Origin of the sequence: Tepidibacter mesophilus (genome assembly GCF_002724055.1) — a bacterium.
Lineage (GTDB): Bacteria > Bacillota > Clostridia > Peptostreptococcales > Peptostreptococcaceae > Tepidibacter_A > Tepidibacter_A mesophilus.
Map to the genome: position 1 here is coordinate 23,302 of NZ_BDQY01000021.1, position 17,197 is coordinate 40,498.

General features: G+C 30.8%; 15 protein-coding genes, 1 riboswitch and 1 other annotated feature. All 15 genes read left to right on the plus strand.

Features of this window, described 5'->3' with window-relative positions; all coding sequences use genetic code 11:
• Positions 1-284 precede the first annotated feature (284 nt).
• Complete coding sequence (locus tag Tmeso_RS12235; protein ID WP_099191593.1) at positions 285-1,190, plus strand: MBL fold metallo-hydrolase; 906 nt, start codon at positions 285-287, stop codon at positions 1,188-1,190.
• Between the two features lie 112 nt (positions 1,191-1,302).
• Complete coding sequence (locus tag Tmeso_RS12240; protein ID WP_099191595.1) at positions 1,303-2,097, plus strand: GTP pyrophosphokinase; 795 nt, start codon at positions 1,303-1,305, stop codon at positions 2,095-2,097.
• Between the two features lie 197 nt (positions 2,098-2,294).
• Positions 2,295-2,987 carry a metallophosphoesterase gene (locus Tmeso_RS12245; RefSeq protein ID WP_099191597.1) on the plus strand — a complete coding sequence of 231 codons (693 nt, stop codon included), beginning with the start codon at positions 2,295-2,297 and terminating at the stop codon, positions 2,985-2,987.
• A gap of 120 nt (positions 2,988-3,107) precedes the next feature.
• Positions 3,108-3,370, plus strand: a binding site (T-box leader).
• 305 nt (positions 3,371-3,675) lie between these two features.
• Positions 3,676-3,897 (plus strand): ACT domain-containing protein, encoded by a 222-nt coding sequence (locus Tmeso_RS12250; RefSeq protein ID WP_099191599.1) that lies wholly within the window; start codon positions 3,676-3,678, stop codon positions 3,895-3,897.
• 15 nt (positions 3,898-3,912) lie between these two features.
• Positions 3,913-4,905 carry a ketol-acid reductoisomerase gene (gene ilvC / locus Tmeso_RS12255; RefSeq protein ID WP_099191601.1) on the plus strand — a complete coding sequence of 331 codons (993 nt, stop codon included), beginning with the start codon at positions 3,913-3,915 and terminating at the stop codon, positions 4,903-4,905.
• Positions 4,906-4,932: 27 nt separating this feature from the next.
• Positions 4,933-6,582 (plus strand): dihydroxy-acid dehydratase, encoded by a 1,650-nt coding sequence (gene ilvD / locus Tmeso_RS12260; protein ID WP_099191603.1) that lies wholly within the window; start codon positions 4,933-4,935, stop codon positions 6,580-6,582.
• A 24-nt stretch (positions 6,583-6,606) separates the two neighbouring features.
• Positions 6,607-8,256 carry a biosynthetic-type acetolactate synthase large subunit gene (ilvB, locus tag Tmeso_RS12265; RefSeq protein ID WP_099191605.1) on the plus strand — a complete coding sequence of 550 codons (1,650 nt, stop codon included), beginning with the start codon at positions 6,607-6,609 and terminating at the stop codon, positions 8,254-8,256.
• Between the two features lie 30 nt (positions 8,257-8,286).
• Positions 8,287-8,396: riboswitch (TPP riboswitch) on the plus strand.
• A 77-nt stretch (positions 8,397-8,473) separates the two neighbouring features.
• A complete protein-coding gene (locus Tmeso_RS12270; protein WP_099191607.1) occupies positions 8,474-8,767 on the plus strand; it encodes a thiamine-binding protein in 294 nt (97 codons plus the stop codon).
• Positions 8,739-9,512 (plus strand): ABC transporter permease, encoded by a 774-nt coding sequence (locus Tmeso_RS12275; protein WP_099191609.1) that lies wholly within the window; start codon positions 8,739-8,741, stop codon positions 9,510-9,512. Before Tmeso_RS12270 ends, Tmeso_RS12275 begins: the two co-directional genes overlap by 29 nt.
• Before the next feature lies 1 nt (position 9,513).
• Positions 9,514-10,509 carry an ABC transporter substrate-binding protein gene (locus Tmeso_RS12280; protein WP_099191611.1) on the plus strand — a complete coding sequence of 332 codons (996 nt, stop codon included), beginning with the start codon at positions 9,514-9,516 and terminating at the stop codon, positions 10,507-10,509.
• The gene (locus tag Tmeso_RS12285) at positions 10,490-11,218 is read left to right on the plus strand and encodes an ABC transporter ATP-binding protein (protein ID WP_099191613.1); all 729 of its coding nucleotides are present in this window, start codon (positions 10,490-10,492) and stop codon (positions 11,216-11,218) included. Before Tmeso_RS12280 ends, Tmeso_RS12285 begins: the two co-directional genes overlap by 20 nt.
• A gap of 373 nt (positions 11,219-11,591) precedes the next feature.
• Positions 11,592-13,259, plus strand: coding sequence for a glycoside hydrolase family 13 protein (locus Tmeso_RS12290; protein ID WP_099191615.1), 1,668 nt, complete (start codon positions 11,592-11,594; stop codon positions 13,257-13,259).
• A 19-nt stretch (positions 13,260-13,278) separates the two neighbouring features.
• Positions 13,279-14,391 (plus strand): ABC transporter ATP-binding protein, encoded by a 1,113-nt coding sequence (locus Tmeso_RS12295; RefSeq protein ID WP_099191617.1) that lies wholly within the window; start codon positions 13,279-13,281, stop codon positions 14,389-14,391.
• A 130-nt stretch (positions 14,392-14,521) separates the two neighbouring features.
• Positions 14,522-15,541, plus strand: coding sequence for a LacI family DNA-binding transcriptional regulator (locus Tmeso_RS12300; RefSeq protein WP_099191619.1), 1,020 nt, complete (start codon positions 14,522-14,524; stop codon positions 15,539-15,541).
• A gap of 165 nt (positions 15,542-15,706) precedes the next feature.
• Positions 15,707-17,005: an ABC transporter substrate-binding protein gene (locus tag Tmeso_RS12305; protein WP_099191621.1), complete on the plus strand. Its 1,299-nt coding sequence runs from the start codon at positions 15,707-15,709 to the stop codon at positions 17,003-17,005.
• Positions 17,006-17,197: the final 192 nt, after the last annotated feature.

Sequence of the window (17,197 nt, forward strand, 5' to 3'; positions counted from 1 at the left end):
TATTTTTAAGCAACAGAGTCGCAAGACTTGTTGGCGTCATGAGCGTAGCGAATTTTGAGAACGGGAGCCTGTAAGGATCGTTGGCGACATGAGTCACCGGGTTAGCGAGTAGACGAATTTCTTGTTCTATAGGAAATTATAACATTTTTGTTTTGTGGAGAACTTGTCAAGAAAGAGATACTTACGACTATTTTTAAGCAACGGAGCCTGTAAGGATCGTTGGCGATATGAGTCACCGCGCTAGCGAGTAGACGAATTTCTTGTTTTAAGAAAAGAGGGATAGTATGGAACTAGAGAAAATAAAAGGACATAGCTATTATATAAAGGGAGGAACTAATTCTGGAGTTTATGTATTTAAGAATAAATACGTACTTGTTATAGATCCTGGACTTTCAAATTCTAGAGCACATAGACTTATAAAGTTATTTGATAGTAAGGGTCTTCGTGTGAAGTATATACTTAATACTCATGAACACTCAGATCATCATGGTGCAAGTGAGGTATTGTTAGATTATTATAGTGGAGCCAAGTCTATATCATCAAGAGATGCAAAAACTTTTATAGAGAATCCGTATTTATTTTCTACTTATGTATACGGTGGAAGGTCTAATAAATTACTCGATGATTATTTCAAAAATAGAAAGAATAAATTTAGCATAGATGAGGTAGTCTGTGATGGTGATATAAAGTTAAATGATGAAAAATTTAAAATAATAGATCTTAAAGGTCATAGCATAGGATCTATAGGTATATTAACTGAGGATAAGGTATTATATCTTGGAGATTCTTTATTTAATGAAAGCATTTTAGAAAAATATAATTTTCCTTTTTTATTCGATATATCTGAGCAGTTAAATACTTTAGATAAAATAAAGGAAATAGATTTTGAGTTTTGCGTTATGGGTCATTCAAATGCTTTATTGAATAAAGAAGAGGCTTTGAAATTAGTACAGATAAATAAAGAGGTTATATACAAATATTTAAATCAAATAAGAGAGTTTTTGACTACACCATATACTAGAGAAGACCTATTAAAAGATATTATAGAATACAACGAGCTTAAGTTAAACTATAAAGAATATTATTTTTCGAATGCTACCCTATCTTCTATGATTTCGTATCTTGTAGAATATGGAGAAATAGATTATCAATTCGAAAATGGAAAAATGTATTATTATATAATAAGATAATATTTCAAAATTAATGGCAAATTTTAAGTAATTGTAGTTAATATTATCTACTTTGTGTTAAAATATATTGGGGAATTACAACAATGAAAATACAGGCTAGAGGGTGATCTTAATGGAATTAAGAGAGTGGAAAACTATATTAACTCCATACGAATATGCAGTAGAGGAGTTAAAGGTCAAATTTAAAAATATTAGAAAAGAACTTAGAAATAATGGAGAATATTCTCCTATAGAATTTGTAACAGGAAGAGTTAAAAAGATATCATCTATTATAGCAAAAGCAAAGAAGCTTGAGGTTCCTATGGATGAAATAGAGGAGAAGATAGAGGATATAGCTGGACTTAGAATTATGTGTCAGTTTGTTGAGGATATATATAGTCTTGTAAGTTTAATTAGAAGCAGAGAAGATATGGTTGTAGTATATGAGAAGGACTATATACGAAATTATAAAAATAGTGGTTATAGAAGTTATCATATAATTATAAAATATCCTATACAGACTGCTATGGGATTAAAAGAGATTTTAGCTGAGATTCAAATAAGAACTCTTGCCATGAATTTTTGGGGTACTATAGAACATTCTTTAAAATATAAATATCAACAGGATATACCTGAAGACATAGCGAATAGATTAAGACGTGCGGGCGATGCAGCTTTTTTACTTGATCAAGAAATGAGTGAAATAAGAGAAGAGATAATGAGAGCTCAAGTTATGTTTGAAATGAAGTCGCTTACGGTCAAAGATATACTTGATAGCATTAGAAAGTTATATATTTTAGGTGAAACTGAAAAAGCTCTAGATTTTCAGGTAAGGCTTGATAGGATAAATGATATAGAGGATATAAAAGAAATCATAATGTTGAGAAGTGAGATAGATTATATATTAGATAAATATGATAAAAAATAACATAAATGTGCTTATAAATTATTTATAAGCACATTTTATCTGTGAAGAAATTATGTAATTCTCAAGTTATGCATTAGCATAAAGCGAATTTTTTACCTGTGTAAACTCTTTAAGGGATAATATGAAGGTGCAAGAGCAAAACTAGTAAAAAGTATTTATTTTAAGATGGAATATGTAAAAAAGGTGAGTGATAAAATTTGGCTATTTATGCAATCGGAGACCTACACCTTAGTAAGGTAGTAGACAAGCCAATGGATATATTTGGACAAAACTGGATAGGACATAAAGAAAAGATAATAGCTGATTGGAAGGAAAAAGTTAAGCCAGAGGATACTGTTCTTATAGTGGGAGATACTTCTTGGGGGATGAACTTAAATCAAGCTATCCCAGATCTTGATGATATAAATGAATTGGAAGGTAATAAAATACTAGTAAAAGGAAATCATGACTACTGGTGGAGTACAATAAGTAAATTAAATAAACTTTATGACAACATGGAATTTATACAAAATAATTTTTATAAATATAAAGATTATGCAATATGCGGAACTAGAGGATGGCTTTGTCCTAATGAGGTTAAATTTGATGAAGATGATGAAAAAGTATATAAAAGAGAAGCTAAGAGACTTGAGTTATCTCTTGATAGTGCTAAGAATGCTGGGTTTGATAAATTTATAGTTATGACTCATTATCCACCTACAAATGATAAACTAGAAGAATCCGAATTTACTAAGATATATGAAGAATACAATGTTGAAAGGGTTATATATGGACATTTACACGGAACAGAATCTTTTAAGGCTGGGCTTCAAGGTGAGAGAAACAATGTAGAGTATCATTTGGTATCATGTGATTATACGGATTTTAAATTAGTTAAAATAATGGATTAATATCTAGAGGAATTCACAGATAATTCATAAAAAAATATTTTTTCGAAAAAATTAAACAATACAATTGACATTAAATATTAAAGAGTTTATAATTCATATTAACGCAAAACAAGTTAATATAAAAAAACGAAGATGGAGACAAAAATATTCAAGTTTAATTACAGAGAACCAACATTTGCTGAGAGTTGGATTAAATAGAGTATATAATGATCACTCCTGAGTTGCCGAGTTGAAAGAAAATTTTCGAGTAAATAAGGACGGTTACTACCGATATATGGTTAGGGTTCACTAAAAGAATTTAATTTTGGTCGACTTGAATTGAGAAGGCAATTTTTGAAATTGCAAATAGGGTGGTACCGCGAATATAATCTTTCGTCCCTATAAATACATTTATTATGTGTTTATAGAGACGGGAGATTTTTTTATTTTCAAAAATTTAGGTTTATCAAAAATATTTATATAAAAATAACACTCATGTAAAGATATTTTGATAAAACTATGTGCTTTGCCTTATTAATAACCCTAAAGTTTCTAAACTCACTACGCTCAGACAACGAAACTTCTTAGCGGATTATTAAACATCAAAGCTCAAGTTTTATAACAAAATATCTAAAATCAATCGCTTATATTTTTATATAAATATTTTTAGAATCGTATTAAATTATTAAAAAGAAAGGGTGTGTATATTATGGAAAGTAGAGTTTGTGCTAGGTTGAATCAGGGGATAGATTCTTTTATAAGAGTTACTAGTGTTCTTAGAAGAAAAGAATTTAATATAAAAGAGATTAATATGAAGTCTCAGATTAGTCATATAGATTTGGATATAGTTGTATTTGATGATAGCTTGACTGGAAGTGTTGTTAAGCAGATTTCTAAGCTTGCAGATGTAAAAGAGATAAAAGTTATATAAAAAGGGGAGATTGAGATGAATAAAATGTATTATGAAAAAAATTCTAGTTTAGAGGTATTCAATGGAAAGAAGGTCGCTGTATTAGGATATGGAAGTCAAGGGCATGCGCATGCACTTAATTTAAAGGATAGTGGTGTGGATGTTGTTGTAGGTCTACATGAAAAAAGCAAATCTAGAGATAAAGTTAAAGCTGATGGGCTTGAAGTTATGAATGTAGATGATGCTGTTAAGTCTAGTCAGGTTATTATGATGTTAGTTCCAGATACGAAGCAAAAAGAAGTGTTTGATGAAATGGTTAAAGATAATTTAGATGAAGGAGATGCACTGGCATTTGCTCATGGATTCAATATACACTTTAGCCAGATAGTGCCTCCAGAAAATGTAGATGTATTCATGGTAGCACCTAAAGGACCAGGACATTTGGTTAGAAGAGTTTATCAAGAAGGAAAAGGAGTTCCAGCACTTCTTGCAGTTCATCAAGACTATACAGGAAAAGCAAAAGAGTTAGGTCTTGCTTATTCTTATGGAATAGGGGCATTAAGAGCTGGAGTACTTGAAACTACTTTTAAAGAAGAGACAGAAACGGATTTATTCGGAGAGCAAGCAGTACTGTGTGGAGGAGTAACGGAGCTTATAAAAGTTGGATTTGAAACATTAGTTAATGCAGGTTATCAAAAGGAAGTAGCATACTTTGAATGTCTTCATGAAATGAAACTTATAGTAGATCTTTTATATGAAGGTGGATTTGAGAAGATGAGACATAGTATAAGCGATACTGCTGAGTATGGAGATTATATGGTTGGAAGAAGAATTATAACAGATAAAACTAGAGAAGAGATGAAGAATGTTTTAACAGAAATACAAATGGGAGCATTTGCAAAGGATTGGATAATGGAGAATAAACTAAATAGACCTGTATTTAATTCATTTAAGCAAAGAGAATTAGAACATCCTATCGTCGAAGTTGGCAAAGAGCTTAGAGGTATGATGTCTTGGATAGAAAAGTAAGAGATTAGCTGAATAGGAGGGTTATATATGAATAGCGATAAAGTAAAAAAGGGGATAACTAAGGCACCACACAGATCACTACTTAAAGCAGCAGGGCTTACAGATGAGGAAATAGATAAGCCTCTTATTGGAGTTGTAAATTCATTTAATGAAATAGTACCGGGTCATGTTGAACTTAGACAAATAGCAGAAGCTGTAAAAAGAGGTGTTCTAATGGAAGGAGGAACCCCTCTTGAGTTTCCATCAATAGCAGTATGTGATGGTATTGCTATGAACCATGAAGGAATGAAGTATTCTCTTGTTAGCAGAGAAATAATAGCAGATAGTATAGAGATAATGACAAAAGCACATGGTCTTGATGCATTAGTTTTAATACCGAGCTGTGACAAGGTAGTTCCAGGAATGTTAATGGCTGCTGCAAGAATTAATATACCTAGTATTATTGTAAGCGGTGGACCTATGCTTGCAGGCAGATTTAATAATGAAAAGGCAGATTTAACAACTGTATTTGAAGGTGTTGGAAAGGTATGCTCAAACAAAATGACAGAGAAAGAATTGAAGTGCCTAGAGGAAAGTGCATGCCCAACTTGTGGATCTTGTTCTGGAATGTTCACTGCAAATTCTATGAACTGTATGACAGAGGCTTTGGGAATGGCACTTGATAGAAATGCTACAATACCAGCAGTATATTCTAGTAGAAAAAGACTTGCAAAAAAGACTGGTATGCAAATAATGCATTTATTAAGAGAAAATATACTTCCCAGAGATATACTTAAACAAAAAGCATTTGAAAATGCTTTAACTGTGGATATGGCACTTGGATGCTCTACTAATACAGTTCTTCATATAACTGCAATAGCAAATGAAGCTGGTGTAGATGTTAATTTAGATAATATAAATTACATAAGTTCTAAAACTCCGAATCTGTGCAAACTAAGTCCAGCAGGAAATCATCATATAGAAGATCTTGATAATGCAGGCGGAGTTCTAGCTGTCATGAATGAATTGTCAAAGAAAGATTTAATAAATCTAGATGTACCTACAGTAAGTTTGAAGATGTTGAAAAATATATTAAAAGATAAAAAAGATAGTGAAGTTATAAGGGATATAGATAATCCTTTCAGCGAAGATGGTGGAATAAAGGTGTTATTTGGTAACCTAGCTCCTGAAGGTGCAGTTGTTAAAAAATCTGCTGTTAAAGATAATATGATGAAAACAATATCTACTGCAAAGGTATTTGATAGTGAAGAAGAGGCTGTTGAAAGTATTTTAGGAGGAAAAATAGAAAAGGGTGATGTAGTAGTAATAAGATATGAAGGACCAAAGGCAGGTCCAGGAATGAGAGAAATGTTAACACCTACATCATCACTAGTTGGAATGGGTCTTGATGATAGTGTATCACTTATAACAGATGGTAGATTCTCGGGGGGAACTAAAGGAGCGGCAATAGGTCATGTTTGTCCAGAAGCTATAGATGGTGGAATGATAGGATTAGTTAAAGATGATGATTTGATAAGTATTGATATAGATAAAGGTATTATTGAGCTTAAAGTTGATGATCAAGAATTAAGTAAAAGAAGAGAAAACTTGAAGTTAAAGACTAAAAATTATACTGGTTATCTTGGAAAGTATTCAAAGATAGTTCAGAGTGCTTCAAAGGGAGCTGTATGTATTTAAAGAATTAAGGGAAGGAGATAAACTATGAATGGAGCTAGATTATTGCTTGAGAGTCTAGAAAAACAAGGTGTAGACACACTATTTGGATATCCTGGAGGGGCAGTTATTCCATTTTATGATGCACTTTATGAGTATGGACATTTTAATCATATAAGAACTGCCCATGAACAGGGTGCAATTCATGCAGCAGATGGATATGCAAGAAGTAGTGGAAAAGTAGGAGTATGTATTGCAACATCAGGGCCTGGTGCTACTAATACTGTAACTGGCATTGCAACAGCTTTTATGGACTCTGTTCCACTTGTTGTAATAACAGGTCAAGTTCCAACATCATTACTAGGTAGAGATTCTTTTCAAGAGATAGATATAACAGGGGTTACAATGTCTATAACAAAACATAATTACTTAGTTAGAAATGTAGATGATATACCTAAAATAATTAAAGAAGCTTTTCAAATTACTACTACAGGAAGACCTGGACCAGTACTTATAGATATTCCAAAAGATATATTCTTGGCAGAATATAAAATAGATTTATATGATACTTTAGATGTGTACGATGAATATGAAAAAGACTTAGATTTGACAGACGTTGTAAAGATAATAAATGAGTCTAAAAAACCTGTTATATATGCAGGTGGAGGGATTAAAATAGCAAATGCTAGCAAAGAACTTAAAGAATTTGCAAATAAATTAGATACTCCTGTTGTAAATACTTTAATGGGGCTTGGAAGTATAGATAGAGAATGTGAACTAGGTCTTGGTCTTGTAGGTATGCATGGATTTAAAGTGAATAACCTAGCTGTAACAAATAGTGATTTGATAATAGCTATAGGGGCTAGATTCAGTGATAGGGTTATAGGAAACTCTAAAGGATTTGCACCTAAAGCTAATATAATACATATAGATATAGATGCTACTGAGATGAATAAAAATAAAAAATCTCAATATCATGTTGTAGGAAATCTAAAGAAAATACTACAAGAACTTACTAAATATGTGTATGCCAAAGATAATACAAAGTGGAAGGAAAATATTAGTAATTACAAGTCGGAATATAAAGTGGATAAAGATTTATTTCATCCTAAAAACATATTTAGAGTATTGAATGAAAAACTAGATAAGGATGTATTGGTAGCAACGGATGTAGGGCAACATCAATTATGGACTGCACAGTATTTTAAATTTAAAAATGATAGACAATTTATAACATCTGGTGGGCTTGGAACGATGGGATTTGGAGTTGGAGCGGCTATAGGTGTACAAGTAGGCAATAAAGATAAGCAAGTTATGTTGGTTACTGGTGATGGAAGCTTTAATATGAACTGCAATGAATTAATAACTATAGCAAAATACAAGCTACCGGTTATAATAGTTCTTTTAAACAACAAAACTCTTGGAATGGTAAGACAGTGGCAAAATTTATTCTGTAATAAAAGATACTCTGAAACTGATAATGATTTTAACCCTGATTATAAATTACTTACTAAGGTATACGGCATTAAGGGATATAGTGTAGACTCTATTGATAAGTTAGATGAAGCCTTAAGTGAGTGCGATTTAGGAAAAGAACCTGTGTTTATAGAGTGTAATATAGATAAGGATTTTGGAGTGTATCCAATAGTTCCACCTGGTAAAAATATAGATGAGCTTGTAGAAGTTAGTGTTGACTAAATACAATTTTATATATAGAATGAATGTAAATTGAATAATTGGGGGAGCTAAATTAATTTGGCTGAGAGGAAGTTTTGGTACTTCGACCCTTATAACCTGAAATGGATAATGCCAGCGTAGGGAAAGCGTATTTATAAAATTTATTTGTATATAAAACCTTTATCCTATCTTGGGTAAAGGTTTTTTTATGCTAAAAAATATATAAGGAGATGATTTTATGTCAGTAGTCACAAATGTAAGTATTCAAGTTATACCTAAGGTACCAGATGAGCAAACTTATTATGTAGTAGATAAGGTTATTGAGTACATTGATTCATGTAATATAAAATACGAGGTTGGACCTATGGAAACTACTATGGAAGGTGATTTAGACACGCTTTTAAATATTGTAAAAGAAGTCCAAGAGATATGTGTGAAAGAAGGGGCCAGCAGAGTTGCTTCTATTGTAAAAATTGACTATAAGCCAAAAGGTGTGACTATGCATGAAAAGATCGGAAAATATAGAAAGTAAAGTAATACCAGTTATATTTTTTATAAGCATATTGCTTATATGGCAGATTGTCGTAGATAAAGAAATTGTACAAAGATACATATTGCCATCTCCAACAGATGTAATATCAGCTTTAATAGATATAATACCAAGTATTAAGATACATATAATTACGACACTTTATGAAGCATTTTTAGGATTTATAGTAGCTATAGTATTTTCTTTAGTTTTGGCTATACTTATGGATAATTTTAAGATAATAAAAAAAGCTTTATATCCTTTAATTATAGTATCTCAAACTGTTCCTATAGTTGCTATAGCACCTCTTTTTGTAATATGGTTTGGCTTTGGTATTATGCCAAAAGTTGTAGTAGTAGTTCTTGTTTGTTTTTTTCCCATAGTGATAAGTTTATTAGATGGACTTGAATCTGTTGATGAGGATATTATAAATCTGTTAAAAACTATGGGGGCATCTAAAATGCAAATATTTAAGATAGCTAAATTCCCAGCTTCTATGACTAGCTTTTTTTCTGGAATTAAGGTAGCTGCAACCTACAGTATAATGGGTGCTGTTATTGGAGAGTGGCTAGGAGGAAGCTATGGTTTAGGGGTATATATGCTAAGGGTTAAGCATTCATATAATTTAGATAAGATGTTTGCAGTTATTCTTATAATTGTAGTACTTAGCATAATTTTGTTTAAGGTTATAGATATTGTTCAGGGGGCTTTAATGCCATGGCAAAAACAAAATAATAGGAGGAAATAAAATGATAAAAAAATTAATATCAATTATATGCATAATGACTTTAATTATAATCTCAGTAGCAGGATGTGCAGATAAGAAAACTTCAAATAATGAGCTTAAAAAGGTTACGGTAGTTCTTGATTGGGTTCCAAATACTAATCATACAGGACTTTATGTTGCAAAGGATAAAGGATATTTTAAAGAACAAGGACTTGATGTTGAAATAATTCAACCATCTCAAGGAGGAGCAGCAGCACTAGTTGCAGCTGGACAAGCTGATTTTGGAATTAGTTATCAAGAAGAAATAACTTATGCAAGAACTAGTGAAAATCCACTGCCAATAAAAGCAATATCTACAATAATACAACACAATACTTCGGGATTTGCATCGCTTACAGACAAAAATATAAAATCTCCCAAAGATTTTGAAGGAAAGAAATACGGTGGATGGGGATCACTAGTAGAACAAGAGATGATAAAAAGTCTAATGACAAAAGATGGTGGAGATTATAATAAAATTGAAATGGTAGATATAGGATCTCAAGACTTCTTTACAAGTGTTCAAAATAATGTAGATTTTACATGGATATATTATGGATGGGATGGAGTAGCAGCTAATGTAAAAAATATTCCTATAAACTTTATATCTATGAAAGATTTAGACAAAAATCTTGACTATTATACACCTGTTATAATATCAAATGAAGATACATTAAAAAACGATGAAGATATGGTTAAAAAATTCTTAAAAGCTACAACTAAAGGATATGAGTATTCAATAAATAATCCTGAAGATGCAGTTGAATCTTTATTAAAAGAAAATCCAGAAATAGATAAAACTATAGCTGTTGAGAGTCAAAAATATTTAGCTAAAGAATATAAAGCAGATGCTAATAGATGGGGAGAAATGAAAGATAGTGTATGGACTAATTACTCTAATTGGATGTATGAAAAGAAATTAATAGAGAAAGAATTAGATGTAAAAGAGGCTTTTACAAATGAATATTTACCAAAATAAAATAGAATTAAATAATATCAAAAAATATTTTGACGATAAAATTATATTAAATGATATAAATATACACCTAAAAGAAGGCGAATTTGTATCCTTATTAGGACCTAGTGGAAGTGGAAAAAGTACAATATTTAATATAATATCTGAGCTTATAAAGCCTGATGAAGGTAACGTTTTAATAGATAGCGATTCAAGAGTTAGCTATATGCCTCAAAAGGATTTACTTCTTCCGTGGAAAAAAATAATAGACAATGTAGCTATACCTCTTACAATAAGAGGATATAGCAAAAAAGATGCTAGGAATGAAGTTAAAGATTATTTTAAAGCATTTTCATTAGATGGATACGAATATAAATATCCATCTCAACTATCAGGAGGAATGAGACAAAGAGCAGCATTTATGAGAACATATATAAACTCAAAAGATATAATGTTACTTGATGAGCCTTTTGGAGGATTAGATGCGATAACTAAGTCTAATATGCATGAATGGCTGTTGAATGTATTAGAAAAGTTTAATACATCAGTATTGTTTATAACTCATGATGTTGAAGAAGCAATACTTTTATCAGATAGAATATATATTTTATCTGATAAGCCTGCAAGTGTAAAAGAAGAGATAATTGTAAACCTTGATAAGAATAGAAGTAAGGATATAGTAACTTCTAAAAGGTTTAATGAAATAAAAAAATATATACTTGATATAATGTAGAGAAATATATATTTTTTTATAGTGCCTGAACTAAAAAAGATACTCATTAAAATAGCAACATTTAGCTAAAATTTTAATGAGTATCTTTTTAAAATTAATGTGTATAGATGTAAGAAAATATGAAAATAACTAAAAGTTGAATGAAAATTTAAAAAATATTATAAATTCAAAGGAAAACGCTTGACTAATATGCGAATTTATAATATTCTTATAATAAGAAAATTAATTACAAATAAGTGCAAAATTCGATATATTTTTTTACATATTAATGCAACCGTTTGCACTAACTTTTAATAATAAACTTAGTAAACAAATATATTTTTTTAATGTTTATGCAATCGTTTGCATAGAACTATATTGAGGGGGTTTATATATGAAAAAAGTCTGGTGGAAAGAGGCCGTGGCTTATGAAATATATCCAAGAAGTTTTATGGATTCAAATAAAGATGGAATAGGTGATTTAAACGGTATAATCTCTAAATTAGATTATTTAAAGGATTTGGGAATAGATGTAATATGGATTTGTCCAATGTATAAGTCCCCTAATGATGATAATGGATATGATATAAGTGATTATCAAGATATAATGGATGAGTTTGGAACTATGGATGATTTTGATAATTTGTTAAATGAAGTTCATAATAGAGATATGAAGCTTATAATAGATTTGGTTGTAAACCATACAAGTGATGAACATCCTTGGTTTATAGAATCAAAATCTTCAAAAGAAAGTCCAAAGCGAGACTGGTATATATGGCGTGAAGGTAAAGATGATAAAGAACCAAATAATTGGGAGAGTATTTTTGGAGGATCAGCCTGGGCGTATGATGAAAAAACTGATGAATATTTCCTACATTTATTCTCTAAAAAACAACCTGATTTGAACTGGGAAAATGAAGATGCACGACAAGCCGTATATGATATGGTAAACTGGTGGCTTGATAAGGGTATTGATGGATTTAGAGTAGATGCTATTAGCCACATTAATAAAGAAAAAGGACTAAAGGATATGCCTAATGAAGAAGGTCTTAGATATGTACCTTCATTTGATAAGCATATGAATGTAGATGGAATCCATAAGTACCTTGAAATGCTAAGAGATAACAGTTTTGCAAAATACGATATTATGACTGTTGGAGAGGCAAATGGAGTTAAAACTGAAGATGCAGAGCTTTGGGTTGGTGAAAAGCAAGGTAAGTTCAATATGGTATTCCAATTTGAACACTTAGACTTATGGGATGCTCAAAATAATAAAGAATTAGATATAGTAGAGCTTAAAAAGGTACTTACTAAGTGGCAAAAAGGTCTTGAAGATAAGGGATGGAATGCATTATATATTGAAAATCACGATATACCACGTGTTGTATCTACTTGGGGAAATGATAAAGAATATTTAAGAGAATGTTCAACATCACTAGCACTTATGTATTTTATGATGCAGGGTACACCGTTTATTTATCAAGGTCAAGAAATTGGTATGACTAATGTAGCATTTAAGAATATAGATGAATATGACGATGTTAGAACTAAAAATACGTACAACATAAAAATAGATGAAGGTATGTCTCATGAGAAAATAATGAAGCTTGTATGGGCAACTTCAAGAGACAATTCTCGTACTCCTATGCAGTGGGATGATACAGAAAATGCAGGGTTTACAACTGGACAGCCTTGGATAGGCATTAATCCTAACTATAAGGATATAAATGTAAAAAAGCAGTTAAATAATCCAAAATCAGTATTAAATTTTTACAAAAAAATGATAAATATAAAAAAAGAAAATGAAATATTCACATATGGGAAATATGACATTATTCTATTACATCATGATAAGATATATGCATATACTCGTACTTTAGGAGATGAAAAAGTAGTTGTTATATGTAATTTAAAGGATACTGATGCTTCATATGAATACAACGATTTTGATTTAAGTCATGATAAACTTTTACTATCTAATTACGATGTGAAGTATCATGATGATACATCTAATATAACGTTAAAGCCGTATGAGGCGAGATTGTATAAGGTTACAAAATAAACTTAAGGGAGATGGTTTTATGTCGAACGTAACATTAAATAATATATGCAAAGAATATGACAACGGATATAAGGCGGTTCAAAACGTAAATATAGACATAAAAGACAAGGAGTTTGTTGTACTTGTAGGACCTTCTGGATGCGGTAAATCGACTACTTTAAGAATGATAGCAGGGCTTGAAGATATAACTTCAGGAGAACTTAAAATTGCAGATAAAGTTGTTAACAATCTTCCTCCTAAGGATAGAGATATAGCTATGGTATTCCAGAATTATGCGCTATACCCACATATGACTGTTTATGACAATATGGCTTTTGCTTTAAAACTTAGAAAGATTCCTAAAAATCAAATAGATGAAAAGGTGAAAGAAGCTGCTAAAATACTTGGTTTAGAAAGTGTATTAACTAGAAAACCAAAGGCATTATCAGGAGGACAAAGACAAAGGGTAGCATTAGGGAGAGCTATAGTTAGAGAGCCTAAGGTATTTTTAATGGATGAGCCGTTATCTAATTTAGATGCTAAGCTTAGGACTCAAATGAGAACTGAGATAAGTAAGCTTCATAAAAAGCTTGGAACTACATTTATATATGTAACTCATGATCAAGTTGAGGCTATGACCATGGGGGATAGAATAGTAGTAATGAAGGATGGGTTTATTCAGCAAACGGCTACACCACAAGAACTTTACGAAAACCCTAATAATATGTTCGTAGCAGGATTTATTGGAGCGCCTCAAATGAATTTAATAGAAGTTAATATTAATGAAGAAAACAAAAATATAGTGGCTTCATTTAATGATATTAAAATAAGCATACCTTTGGGTAAAGGTAAAATACTAAAGAAAAAAGGATATATAGGTAAAAAGGTAGTTTTAGGAATTAGACCAGAGGATATTCATATGGAAAATGTGTTTATAGAAGCTTCTAAGGAAACATCTTTTAATGCTAAAGTTGAAATACAAGAGAATATGGGAGCAGAAATATATGCATATTTAAATGTAGGTGGAGAAAATGTAACAGCTAGGCTAAATGCTAGATACAAGTTAAAGGACGACGAAGAAGTAGTTTTAGCTATGGATGGTAATAAAATACATTTATTTGATTTAGAAACTGAAGAAAATATACTTTTGTAAAATTATATCGAAAAATCTGAAAAGTTAAAAATTTATTCTTGATTTAAAAAAATATAAATGATAAAATTACACTACAAAGACTAATGCAAACGATTGCATAATTAAAAAATAGTTTATTAGGAGTAGTAGAATGAAAAGTATAACTATAAAGGATGTAGCTCAAAAATCAGGAGTATCTCCCTCGACTGTTTCAAGAGTCATATCTAACGATACGAGAATAAGTGAAAATACTAAAAAGAAAGTTGTAAAGGTTATGCAGGAGCTTAACTATTATCCGAATTCTATAGCTCGAAGACTTGCAAACAAGAAGACTGACACCATAGGTGTTGTAATGCCATATGGGACAGAAGATATATTAATGAATCCATTTTTTCAAGAATCATTAAGAGGTATAAGTATAGTTTCATCTGAAAAGTGCTACGATATATTGATTTCAACAAGTCATAAAAATGAGGATGAAATAGATATACTAAGATGCTTGATAAAAGGAAATAAGGTTGATGGATTGATACTTACTCGCTCTAACGAGAATGATGAAGCCATAAAATATCTAAGAGACAACAAGTTTCCATTTGTATTAATAGGCTCTTGTCTTGAATATGATGATATACCTAGTGTTGATAATGATAATGAGAAAGCGTCTTATGAATTGACTTCTTTTTTAATAGAAAAAGGAAGAAAAAAAATAGCTTTTATAGGAGGAGAACTTCACTCAGTAGTTATTAAAAATCGATTCGAAGGATATAAAAAAGCATTAAAAAATAATAATATAGAATTTAGACATGAATATTTGATATTTGATAAATTCTTAGAAGAAAGTGGATATAAGCTTACTGATCAACTTTTAAATTTAGATGATATTCCAGATGCTATCATAGTTGCTGATGATCTTATGAGTCTTGGAGCTATGAAAAAGATAAAAGAAAAAAGCTATAAGGTTCCAGAGGATATAATGCTAGCAAGTTTTAACAATAGCATTCTAGCAAAGTATTCAAACCCATCTATAACTTCAATAGATATTAATTCTACTGAACTTGGAAAGAGGGCTTGTGAAAAATTATTTAGCGTATTAGACGGAAATGAAGATGAATTTAAAAAAGAAATTATATCTCACAAGATAATAGAAAGAGACTCTACAAAATCAATTTAGTTTTAAATGGAATAAGGTGAAAAAACTTTATCTGAATTAAGTTCACTCTATTCCATTTAGATAGATTACTATGGATTAAAAAGTCTATAGCCTATATTTTTTTATAATTTAGTGCAAACGATTGCACTGAGATTCAACTAAATTTTACAAAGGGAGTGATGAAAGATGAAGAGAAAAGTATTTTCAATATTTGCATGTGTTTTGGGATTAATGCTATCATTGACTGCTTGTGGGTCTTCGCAAGATAGTGTAGGTGACAAGGTTAATGTAGATATTTTCCAATTCAAAGTAGAAGCTAAAGATGCGCTAGAACAAGCAGCTAATATGTATATGGAGAAAAACCCTAATGTAAAAATCAACATTCAAACAGTAGGTGGAGGAGACGATTACGGTGCAGCTTTAAAATCTAAATTTGCATCTGGAGAAGAACCTGCAATATTCAATATAGGTGGACCACAAGATATGATCGACTGGAGTGAAAAGCTAGAAGATTTATCGACTGAATCTTGGGTATCTCAGGCTTATGATGGAACTTTAGATCCTGTAACTAAGGACGAAAAAATATACGGTATGCCATTCAATCAAGAAGGATATGGATTTATATACAACAAAGAATTATTTGAAAAAGCTGGAATAGATCCAGAATCTATAAAAACATTTGGTGATTTAGAAAATGCAGTTAAATTACTTGATTCTAAAAAAGAAGAATTAGGACTTAAATCTGTATTTGCATTTCCATCAAAGGAAACTTGGGTAACTGGTCTGCATTTATCAAATGTTGCTTTCTCAAATGAGTTTGGGAATGTAACTAATGCATTTAATTCAAAGGAATTAAAGTTTAAATATGCTGATTCATTGAAAAAACTTGTAGATTTACAAGCAGATTATGCATATATGCCAGATGGTAAAAAAGCTTCTCTAAACAGTGTTGATTACTCAACTCAAGTTGAAGAGTTATTCTCTTTAGGTCAAGTTGCTATAATTCAACAAGGTAACTGGGCTTATGGAAGTGTAGTAGATATTGATGAAGATTTAGCAGCTAATATAGCAATGCTTCCTATACCTCTTGAAGGAGTAAAAGAAGATTCTATACCAGTTGGAGTTCCTATGTATTGGTCAATAAATAATACTAAAGATGAAGAAGTTAAAAAAGCTTCAAAAGATTTCTTAAACTGGTTATATACTTCAGATGAAGGAAAAGATTTAATAATAAACAAGTTTAAGTTTATACCAGCATTAAAAGGATATGATACAGATAATTTACAACCACAAGATACATTAGCTAAGGAAATAATAAGATATTCTAATGAAGGAAAGACTATGCCTTGGGTATTCATGGGATATCCATCAGCTTGGGGACAAGAGAATCTTGGAGCAGATATACAACAATATCTTGCAGGAAATATGACTTGGGATCAACTAGTTGAAGATGCTAAAGCCACTTGGGCTAAAGCAAGAAAATAGATAATAAAATAATGAATAGGAAAGTCTAATTAGACTTTCCTATTTTATAAAAAAATTCGTCTATTCGCTAACGCGATGACTCATGTCGCCAACGATTCCTATTGGGCTCCGTTGCTTAAAAATAGTTGCAAGTGTGGTTCTTCAATCAATGTTATCCACAATTTGAAAATCATATAATTTACTTAAGTATAA

Excerpts from the sequence above, each read along its gene's own strand:
- ilvD (WP_099191603.1), top strand. The coding sequence starts at position 4,933 with ATGAATAGCGATAAAGTAAAAAAGGGGATAACTAAGGCACCACACAGA.
- ilvC (WP_099191601.1), top strand. The coding sequence starts at position 3,913 with ATGAATAAAATGTATTATGAAAAAAATTCTAGTTTAGAGGTATTCAAT.
- Tmeso_RS12250 (WP_099191599.1), top strand. The coding sequence starts at position 3,676 with ATGGAAAGTAGAGTTTGTGCTAGGTTGAATCAGGGGATAGATTCTTTT.
- Tmeso_RS12240 (WP_099191595.1), top strand. The coding sequence starts at position 1,303 with ATGGAATTAAGAGAGTGGAAAACTATATTAACTCCATACGAATATGCA.
- Tmeso_RS12300 (WP_099191619.1), top strand. The coding sequence starts at position 14,522 with ATGAAAAGTATAACTATAAAGGATGTAGCTCAAAAATCAGGAGTATCT.
- Tmeso_RS12305 (WP_099191621.1), top strand. The coding sequence starts at position 15,707 with ATGAAGAGAAAAGTATTTTCAATATTTGCATGTGTTTTGGGATTAATG.
- Tmeso_RS12280 (WP_099191611.1), top strand. The coding sequence starts at position 9,514 with ATGATAAAAAAATTAATATCAATTATATGCATAATGACTTTAATTATA.
- Tmeso_RS12285 (WP_099191613.1), top strand. The coding sequence starts at position 10,490 with ATGAATATTTACCAAAATAAAATAGAATTAAATAATATCAAAAAATAT.
- Tmeso_RS12290 (WP_099191615.1), top strand. The coding sequence starts at position 11,592 with ATGAAAAAAGTCTGGTGGAAAGAGGCCGTGGCTTATGAAATATATCCA.
- Tmeso_RS12270 (WP_099191607.1), top strand. The coding sequence starts at position 8,474 with ATGTCAGTAGTCACAAATGTAAGTATTCAAGTTATACCTAAGGTACCA.
- Tmeso_RS12235 (WP_099191593.1), top strand. The coding sequence starts at position 285 with ATGGAACTAGAGAAAATAAAAGGACATAGCTATTATATAAAGGGAGGA.
- Tmeso_RS12295 (WP_099191617.1), top strand. The coding sequence starts at position 13,279 with ATGTCGAACGTAACATTAAATAATATATGCAAAGAATATGACAACGGA.
- Tmeso_RS12275 (WP_099191609.1), top strand. The coding sequence starts at position 8,739 with ATGAAAAGATCGGAAAATATAGAAAGTAAAGTAATACCAGTTATATTT.
- ilvB (WP_099191605.1), top strand. The coding sequence starts at position 6,607 with ATGAATGGAGCTAGATTATTGCTTGAGAGTCTAGAAAAACAAGGTGTA.